We start from the raw sequence: 8,287 nt of genomic DNA, 5'->3' as shown, positions 1-8,287 counted from the left end.
CTGATCCCTTCCCGAACTCAGAAGTGAAACCTCTTAGCGCTGATGGTAGTGTGGCACTTGCCATGTGAGAGTAAGTCATCGCCAGCTTTTAAATTGAAAACACCCCTAACTAAACAGTTAGGGGTGTTTTTTTTATTGGCGTTTAAAAAAGTATTCTAGATATCATTCTCTATAAATTTAAAAATTACTTTCGATCTAACGATTAAATTTTTCTCGTTATTTTATTTGTTAAAAGTTTCAACAAAAATCTCGGTTTCTAAGAATAGTTTGATTCGTTTCACTTTAATAATCTTTACTTGAAGATAAACTATATTTACATAAAAACTGTATTATGGTTACATTAGGCATATTTTTATAATGAAAAGTCTAATTCCATTTGGGGATTTGATCGGGGATAAAAAGGAATGATCATGAATAAAAAACAACTTACTTTAAAGTTGTCGGCAATTGCCTTGTCAGTGCTATTAGCTAACTGTGGTGGGGGGGATGGTTATTATGGGAGTACAGGCTCGTCTTCTGGAAATACTGATACACCAGTAGTCGAAACTCCAGTTGCGACGAATTACCATATTATCATTACAAGTTCTAAACCAACATTGGTTACTTCTGGTGACAGTGCAGTAATTACTTTGAAGTTGGTTGATGTAAATGGCGGTGGTGTTGCAAATCAAACTGTACAATTATCTATTCAAGATACAGCTTCTACGAATGTTACTATTGACGGGGCTTCTTCTGCTGTAACCGATAGTTCAGGGAATGCAAATTTTACAGTAAAGCTACCTAAAGATCTGAGCCAAGCGCAATTGAATGATCTGATTGCAAATGGAGTAATGGTTAAAGGTAGTTTTACTGATGCTACAAAGAAAATAACGATTCAATCTTTTATAATTAATGTGGTTGATAATTCAGCTCCAGTATCTGAGACAGCACAATACAGTTTAAATATTACTTCTAATAAACCGACATTACTTGTAACTGGCGATAATGCAGTTATTACAGTAAAAGCTGTAGACAAAAATGGTGGTGGTGTCGCTGGACAAAATGTTGTTCTAAGTATTCCTGATTATAAAGTGAATGGTGTTACGATTAACGGACCATCAACAGGTGTAACTGATGCAACAGGAAATGCAAATTTTACAATTTTATTACCTAATAAGTCTGCTCAAGCACCTAGCTTAATTGCGAGTGGTATCGTAATTAATGCTGCGTTAACTGATAGTAATGGGGTGACATCAAAACAGACGACTACCTTAAATGTTTCAGCGGCACAAGTTGAGCAACCAATTGCGAATATCACTTTCGGTAATTCTGGACAATTACAAACAAGTGCTGATGGTACGTACTATACGGAATCTGTTTCTGTACAAGTGACGAATATCGACGGTAAGCCAATTGCTTCTCAACCTGTAGTAATGTCAATTAATAATTTAAGCTATGCAAAAGGCAGTTTTGTTTATAATCCAGATGCGAAGCCAAGTGCAACACGTCAACTTGTCCTACCATATACTTATTGCCCAATTACAGTTGCAGTCCCAGCTCCAGATTTTGTTCAATTACCAACATCGTTTGTAGCTCCAACAGTGTCTAGTGACGGTACGGTGACTTATACGACTGATGCAACAGGTAAATTTGATTTCCAGATTCGCTATTTAAGAAGATATGCAAATTGGCATAGAGTTAATATTATTGCGACTACACAATTATCTGGTCGTAAAGTTGTGTCTAATATTCCATATAGCTTAACTGCTTTAAAAACAGATATGGACAATCCTGCTGGTATGCCATTTGATGTTAGCCCTTATGGACAAGGTATCGACTGTACTAATCAAAATTAATAATAAAAGAAAAGGAAGCTAAAAAAGCTTCCTTTTTTATAGCCCTGTTCCTACACTGACTGAGGCAGTCGGACGAACTTGCATTGAGCTACAAGCCGAGATGGCGAAAACACATAACAGGATAATAGCTAGTTTTGGCATGGTTCTTTATCTGATGAAAAAGAACCATCTTCTTATAAATCACAGCATTTAACTATTTTGATCAGGTAATTAAATGTAATGAATTTAATCGTCCAGCAAGTCCATTTGTTTTGCTAACTGATATAAATTATTCGAACGGTTACCTGTACGGCAGAACATTAAAATAGGTTTTGGCAATTCGTTATAATGATTTGCAAAAGTACGGACATCTAGCTCAGTAATCTGACCCGCCACGACAGGCTGATAAACGTAATCTAAACCTGCGCTGCGTGCAGATTCTTCGATTTGTGCACTGGTCGGTTGATCAGGTCCACCTTCCATATCTGGACGATTATTAATAATCGATTTGAAACCTTTTTCGACAACTTGGCCTACATGCTCTGGGCCGATTTGACCTGCAAAACCTATATTTTCTGACATCTTGTCACTCCAAAAACAAACAAAACATTTTATGCTCTATCATAGCATTAAGCTCTATCTTGAGTTTAAATGTCTATATTAAATAAACGATGATAACGAATAAGATACGCAATGGAGCGCGCATGCATACTTATACAGTTGAACCGTTGTATGTTCCTAGTGGTGATGAAACGATCGCTGCCGATTTCTATCTTCCCAAAACCAATATCAAGCCTGCTGTGATTGTCATGGCACATGGTTTTGCTGGATTGCGTCAGTTTAAACTGGTTCAGTATGCGCAGCGGTTTGCCCATGCAGGCTATGCCGTGATTTTGTTCGACTATCGTTATTGGGGCGGAAGTACAGGAAAACCACGAGAGCTGGTGTCCTTGAGTGCACAATTGGATGACTGGAAAAGTATTGTTCAATATGCCTCAAACTGTAAGTCGATTGATAGCCGCCGAATTATTTTATGGGGCACTTCACTCAGTGGCGGTTATGCCCTCAGTTTGGCCACCGATCTTAAAAATATTCAGGCAGTGATGGTGCAAGTGCCATATGTGGATGGAGCGGAGACGGCAAAACTGTATCCACTACAACGTTATCCTGAAGCATTAAAACGTTCTAGTCAGGACTATATGGGCTCCAAGATGGGAATGGCACCTAAAACCTTACCAGTAGTCGATCAATATAAGCTTTGTTTCTTACCTACTTCAGACAGTTATTACGGTTATCATTCGATTGTAAATCCTGATTATTACTGGAGTGGTGAGGTTCCTGCCCGGGTATTTTTTAATTTAATGCGTTACCGGCCGATCCAGTTTGTACGTAAGATTAATATCCCCGTTTTATTTATTGCTGCGAAATATGACAGCTTGATTCCGATTGCATCTAGTCGTGAAGCTGCCACCAATATTGCGCCATTTGTGAGCTATCATGAATGGGAAATGAAGCATTTCGATATTTATCACGATTCTTGGTTTGAAAAAGCAGTCACAACCCAATTAGAATTTTTACATCAACATATCGGAGTGATGTAAATGATTATTGTCTGTGCATCATGTGGTGCAAAAAACCGTGTACCCGAAGAAAAACTGGCAGTTCATCCTAACTGTGGTCAATGTCATAAAGCCTTATTGCCTTTAGAACCTATTGAGTTAAATGAACAAAACTTTAGCAATTTCATTAGTAATAGTGATTTACCTGTGCTGATTGACCTATGGGCGGAATGGTGTGGTCCATGTAAAATGATGGCACCACATTTTGCTCAGGTCGCAAAACAAAATCCTTATGTGGTTTTTGCAAAAATTGATACTGAAGCAAATCCTCGTTTAAGCGCAGCATTTAATGTCCGTAGTATCCCAACCTTGGTTCTTATGAATAAAACTACAGAAGTAGCGAGAATTAGCGGTGCATTACGTGCGCCTGAATTACAGCAGTGGTTAGACCAGCAATTACAGCAACATCAAGGAAATTAACATGAGCGAACGCCCAAAGCATCCAGAGGGGATTTTATCTCTACAAAACATTGCCATGCCAGCCGATACTAACTGGAGCGGTGATGTTTTTGGAGGTTGGATTGTTTCTCAGATGGATTTAGCTGGAGCGATTCATGTTGAACGTTTTAGTAAAGGCCGTTGCGCCACGATAGCCATTAATCAAATGACTTTCCTTGTTCCTGTGAAGGTAGGGAATGTGATTAGTTGTTATACCAAAATTCTAAAAGTGGGCAGTAGTTCGGTACAGGTTCAAATTGAAGTGTGGAATAGCCACGACGATTCACGTGAACCTGTGCGTATCACAGAAGGAGTGTTTACTTTCGTGGCGGTGGATGTAAATGGCAATAAACGTTTAATTACAGATGAAATTAAACAGTCCTTTTTAGCCTCACAGTCAGCTTAAGTAAGCCTTTTAAGGTCTACATTTATCAGAATAGATTGATGTTTTAACACTACTTTTTTAATCGAGAATATACAGATGGCTGAAGAACTGGTTTTACAACAAGGCCATAAAGTTGAGCAATATCAAAGTATCCTTCCTCAGATTCAGGCCATTGTTGAGGATGAGTCGGATGTGATCGCCAATCTGGCCAATATCTGTGCTGCACTTAAACAGCAATTCGGCTGGTTCTGGATTGGCTTTTATCTGGTGAAAGGGAATGAGCTGGTATTAGGTCCATTTCAGGGTCCAATTGCCTGTACCCGTATTGCCAAAGGTCGTGGTGTGTGTGGTTCAGCATGGCAACAACAGCAAGTGATCGTTGTGCCTGATGTGGATCAGTTTCCAGGGCATATTGCCTGTAGCTCTGACTCTAAATCGGAAATTGTGTTACCCATCATGAAAAATGGTGAATGTGTTGGCGTGCTAGATATTGATAGTGATGAATTAAATCAGTTTGATGAGATTGACGCTGAATATCTCAAGCAGTTGATGAGCGTGATCGAAAAATTTATCTAAGTCAAAACCTAAAAATAAAGCCCAAATCATTTTGGGCTTTATTGTTTGATTCAGAACTATTTTTTGCGTTTCGGCAACCAGGCCCACAGCATTTGGCACTGGATCGGTTCATTGCCTGAGTCATCAATAACATTCACAGGAATCAATAACTCGCCTTTTTCATTCTCAGCAATAAACTTCTGCTGATCAGTTGATAAGCTTGCTGTCGCAGTTAAACCACCTTGGGCAACTTTTAAATAATCTACATGGAGTGATTTGATCAACAAGATACGATCATCTGGAACATGTAAACCTGTTAAAAAACCAGTCGCAGTTTCCGCAAGTAATGCCATCGCAGCGGCATGAACCCCTTTAATATGGTTTTGCATATTGCGCTGGTTTTCAATACGAACAGTCACGTGGTCTTTATCCACTTCTAAATAACGGATATTCGCAGTTCCAACCATGGGAACAACACGACCAAAAGCTTTGCTCCAGAGCGTGCTACGAATGCCTTTCGGAAATTTAGAGGTGGTTTTAACCAGCTTATAAAGACGGTTATCTTTTGCCATGGTGAACCTATTAATTAATCTTTGAAGTTATTAAATTGGAGCGGCAGACCAAATTGTTGTTCACGTAAAAAGTTCATCACTTGTTGCAAAGTATCGCGCTTTTTGTCCGTGACACGGATTTTGTCTCCTTGGATAGAAGATTGCGCCTTGATGCCACTTTCTTTAATGGCTTTATTAATTTTTTTTGCGGTATCTGAGTCAAGTCCATCTTTGAGCTTGATTACTTGCACGACATTTTTACCTGAAGCTGTTGCTTTTTGTGGATCAAGTGCTTGAACGTCAACTTTGCGTTTATAGAAATGATTTTCCAGCATGGTATAGACTTGTTCACATTGGAAATCACTTTCAGTTGAGATTTTGATTTCTTTATTTTTTTCATTTAGCTCAATTGAAACATCTTGCCCACGGAAGTCAAAACGTGTAGCAATTTCTTTTTGCGTGTTTTGTACCGCATGATTGACTTCAAATAACTCTAATTCAGAAACAATATCAAAAGAAGGCATAGTTAGACCTTTACAAAGGGAAAGAATATTTGAGATGCTAAGGGGGTTTTCTTCATTTGCCAAGTGTTGTTTACATCAAAGGAGTGCACAATGATCCGTAAACAAGAAATTACAACATTTGAGTTCCCGGAAGGCGCAGTCATCTGGGATGTCCGAGATACCAAAGCGTATACAGAGGCTCATGTCAAAGGGGCGGTGAATCGTCCAATTGCTGAATTAACTGCGGATAGTTTGACTCAAGTGGCAGCGGATCAACCGATTTACATTCTGTGTGGTGGCGGTAGTAAAGCACCGCGTGCAGCAGAGCTTTTAGACGGTATTGATAGTTCTCGTGAGTATGTTGTATTGATGGGTGGCACACGCGCAGCGCGTGATGCAGGCTTAGCTTTGGAACAAGGCGCTTAAAACACTCAAAGAATTAGCCAAAATACTTGGGTATTTTGGCTAATTCAAAAATAAGAAAGATTCAAAAGTCCAAACACTTAACCTGAATAATACGGTTTTTTAGCTTTCATTTTCTTCTGGAAGCGCTGCGGATTCAATTTATCCAGTAACTGCTGTGGCACTGGACAAATCTCACCTAAGATCAATGCTGCCAAGATTTCACTACATAGTGGCGCAAACAAGAATCCTTTCGACCCTAAACCTGCAAAGCTATAGTTTTGCTCATGGTTGTGGACTTTGCCGACCAAAGGAAAGTAATCTAGACTCTGCGCACGGACAGCGGCTCGACCTTGCCAATTCTCTATGGCAGGCAACTGTTGTGCATATTCAGGAAAGACACTGTGGATAAGTTCGTAGTTATGCACATGGTCTTCAGTTAGCACGTCTGCATCATCCCGATTGGGATAAAAAGATGCACCGAGAATTAACTGTGAAGCATCCAGTTGCATGCAATAGCCGCCATAACTATAAGCTTGATCCAGAGCTAAAGGCTGCTGGCTATTCTCAACCCAGCTGACTTGTCCCCGAATTGGCTTTAAGACGGGATAGTTTTCAAAGAGTTCAGCACTTTGTTTAGCGCAACAGACGATGACATGATCTGCCGTGGCAATTCGTTGTTGATCTTGCCAAAGTTCAGTTTGTGTTTCGAGCGAATTTAAGCGGGAAATTCTGGCTGTTTTTATCGTGATATTCGGATGTCGTAAAATTTCATCGCGTAATTGGTGTGGAGAAACGGCACCTGCATGATGTAGCGTCAAACTCGGTAAGTCTGTCTTCGGGAATTGTTGCTGTTCTGATTGTGCTGATAAGACACCTTCAGGATACTGTGCTGCTAAAGCCAGTAATTCATCCGCATTTTTCAATGCCAATTGTTGGACCTGAATTGGCCTAAATGCATTAAAGCGTGTATAAAAGTTTAGCGCATGTTGCCAACTCAAGGTCATCAGATGTTCGGATGCCTGATCAATCGGGCACAGTTTGGGATTGAGCAGCGCCAGTGGATTACCAGATGCGCCTGAAAGGGGCTCATTTTGCTCGTATACGATGACTTGATGCCCACGCTGAGCAAATGCCCATGCTGAGCTTAAACCCGCGATTCCAGCGCCAATAATCGCAATTTGGCGTGGTCCAGCATGCTCTATCGTTGTTTTCGTGTCGGGTTGCGAGGTTGCATCGTTCTGTTCTGAAGCCATTGAGCCTGTTTCAGGTGCTACAGTGTCCTGCCAGATCGCTTTGAGCATTTCCCGTTTATGACCAAAACCACGCGGACGGCTAATCTGGATGCCATGTTGTTTAAGCCCGCGTTTCAGTACTCCTGCCACGCTAAAGGATGCGAAGGTGGTTCCAAACGCCGACAAACGTACAATGTGATTCAGCACATTCTCTTGCCACATATCCGGGTTACAAGACGGAGCGAAGCCATCAAGAAACCATGCATTGACCGCTTGTGTTTTAGGAATAACGGGGAAAATATCCTGAGCATCACCAAGCCATAAATCAATGCTAAAGCGTTGCTCTGGAAAACTGAGACGATGACAGCCAGCGATTGGCAAGGGATATTGCTGAATGAGCTGTTCTGCAAGTGGCTGAAGTTCAGGCCAGACATTCAGTGCACGAATCAGATCGGCTTTGCTGAGCGGAAACTTTTCTACACTGATGGCATGCAGATGGCTATGGTTATCTGGTCGAACCTGTTGCCAGAGTTGCCATAAGGTCAAAATATTCAACCCTGTGCCAAAACCTGTTTCACCCACACAGAAATACTGATAATCATGTAATTGGGAAAGACGTTCAGTTAAATCATTGCCATTTAAAAACACATGGCGTGTTTCGAGTAAACCGTTATCTTTGGAAAAATAGACATCGCCGAATTGTTTAGAAATGGGAACTTCAATACCATCGACGAGTTCCCAGTCTAAATCAGCTGTTTGTAGTTTTGATGAGAGAGACATAAATA

10 protein-coding genes and 1 rRNA gene are annotated in these 8,287 nt (G+C 40.5%); 7 read left to right on the top strand and 4 right to left on the bottom strand.

Going from position 1 to position 8,287, the window contains the following annotated elements:
• A 5S ribosomal RNA gene (gene rrf / locus EC846_RS01470) occupies nt 1-87 on the top strand; the annotation flags it as partial.
• 323 nt (nt 88-410) lie between these two features.
• The gene (locus EC846_RS01465; protein WP_171409960.1) at nt 411-1,835 is read left to right on the top strand and encodes a hypothetical protein; all 1,425 of its coding nucleotides are present in this window, start codon (nt 411-413) and stop codon (nt 1,833-1,835) included.
• Nucleotides 1,836-2,060: 225 nt separating this feature from the next.
• On the opposite strand, the gene EC846_RS01460 is transcribed toward EC846_RS01465, so the two are convergent.
• Nucleotides 2,061-2,396, bottom strand: a complete 336-nt coding sequence (locus EC846_RS01460) for a TIGR01244 family sulfur transferase (RefSeq protein ID WP_004774417.1) — start codon at nt 2,394-2,396, stop codon at nt 2,061-2,063.
• Between the two features lie 122 nt (nt 2,397-2,518).
• Here EC846_RS01460 and EC846_RS01455 point away from each other — a divergent pair, with 122 nt between their 5' ends.
• From EC846_RS01455 to EC846_RS01440, 4 genes are all read left to right on the top strand, one after another.
• The gene (locus EC846_RS01455; protein WP_004774419.1) at nt 2,519-3,415 is read left to right on the top strand and encodes an alpha/beta hydrolase; all 897 of its coding nucleotides are present in this window, start codon (nt 2,519-2,521) and stop codon (nt 3,413-3,415) included.
• Complete coding sequence (gene trxC, locus EC846_RS01450) at nt 3,416-3,853, top strand: thioredoxin TrxC (protein WP_005255257.1); 438 nt, start codon at nt 3,416-3,418, stop codon at nt 3,851-3,853.
• Nucleotide 3,854: 1 nt separating this feature from the next.
• A complete protein-coding gene (locus tag EC846_RS01445) occupies nt 3,855-4,277 on the top strand; it encodes an acyl-CoA thioesterase (protein ID WP_004774422.1) in 423 nt (140 codons plus the stop codon).
• 75 nt (nt 4,278-4,352) lie between these two features.
• Nucleotides 4,353-4,832 (top strand): GAF domain-containing protein, encoded by a 480-nt coding sequence (locus tag EC846_RS01440; RefSeq protein ID WP_004774424.1) that lies wholly within the window; start codon nt 4,353-4,355, stop codon nt 4,830-4,832.
• A 56-nt stretch (nt 4,833-4,888) separates the two neighbouring features.
• Here the strand turns inward: EC846_RS01440 and EC846_RS01435 are convergent, their stop codons facing one another.
• Nucleotides 4,889-5,383, bottom strand: a complete 495-nt coding sequence (locus tag EC846_RS01435; RefSeq protein WP_004774425.1) for a DUF4442 domain-containing protein — start codon at nt 5,381-5,383, stop codon at nt 4,889-4,891.
• 14 nt (nt 5,384-5,397) lie between these two features.
• Nucleotides 5,398-5,886: a YajQ family cyclic di-GMP-binding protein gene (locus tag EC846_RS01430; protein ID WP_004774427.1), complete on the bottom strand. Its 489-nt coding sequence runs from the start codon at nt 5,884-5,886 to the stop codon at nt 5,398-5,400.
• Nucleotides 5,887-5,976: 90 nt separating this feature from the next.
• On the opposite strand from EC846_RS01430, the gene EC846_RS01425 reads away from it, so the two are divergent.
• Nucleotides 5,977-6,291: a rhodanese-like domain-containing protein gene (locus EC846_RS01425; protein ID WP_004774429.1), complete on the top strand. Its 315-nt coding sequence runs from the start codon at nt 5,977-5,979 to the stop codon at nt 6,289-6,291.
• 77 nt (nt 6,292-6,368) lie between these two features.
• Here the strand turns inward: EC846_RS01425 and mnmC are convergent, their stop codons facing one another.
• Nucleotides 6,369-8,282: an FAD-dependent 5-carboxymethylaminomethyl-2-thiouridine(34) oxidoreductase MnmC gene (gene mnmC / locus EC846_RS01420; RefSeq protein WP_123773855.1), complete on the bottom strand. Its 1,914-nt coding sequence runs from the start codon at nt 8,280-8,282 to the stop codon at nt 6,369-6,371.
• Between the last annotated feature and the right edge of the window lie 5 nt (nt 8,283-8,287).

The sequence above is a fragment of the Acinetobacter sp. BIGb0102 genome, from assembly GCF_003815055.1.
In the GTDB taxonomy this organism is placed as follows: domain Bacteria; phylum Pseudomonadota; class Gammaproteobacteria; order Pseudomonadales; family Moraxellaceae; genus Acinetobacter; species Acinetobacter vivianii.
This window is presented reverse-complemented; position numbering and strand designations above follow the sequence as displayed.

Coding starts and splice junctions, on each gene's coding strand:
- EC846_RS01465 (WP_171409960.1), top strand. CDS start 411: ATGAATAAAAAACAACTTACTTTAAAGTTGTCGGCAATTGCCTTGTCA.
- EC846_RS01460 (WP_004774417.1), bottom strand. CDS start 2,396: ATGTCAGAAAATATAGGTTTTGCAGGTCAAATCGGCCCAGAGCATGTA.
- EC846_RS01455 (WP_004774419.1), top strand. CDS start 2,519: ATGCATACTTATACAGTTGAACCGTTGTATGTTCCTAGTGGTGATGAA.
- trxC (WP_005255257.1), top strand. CDS start 3,416: ATGATTATTGTCTGTGCATCATGTGGTGCAAAAAACCGTGTACCCGAA.
- EC846_RS01445 (WP_004774422.1), top strand. CDS start 3,855: ATGAGCGAACGCCCAAAGCATCCAGAGGGGATTTTATCTCTACAAAAC.
- EC846_RS01440 (WP_004774424.1), top strand. CDS start 4,353: ATGGCTGAAGAACTGGTTTTACAACAAGGCCATAAAGTTGAGCAATAT.
- EC846_RS01435 (WP_004774425.1), bottom strand. CDS start 5,383: ATGGCAAAAGATAACCGTCTTTATAAGCTGGTTAAAACCACCTCTAAA.
- EC846_RS01430 (WP_004774427.1), bottom strand. CDS start 5,886: ATGCCTTCTTTTGATATTGTTTCTGAATTAGAGTTATTTGAAGTCAAT.
- EC846_RS01425 (WP_004774429.1), top strand. CDS start 5,977: ATGATCCGTAAACAAGAAATTACAACATTTGAGTTCCCGGAAGGCGCA.
- mnmC (WP_123773855.1), bottom strand. CDS start 8,282: ATGTCTCTCTCATCAAAACTACAAACAGCTGATTTAGACTGGGAACTC.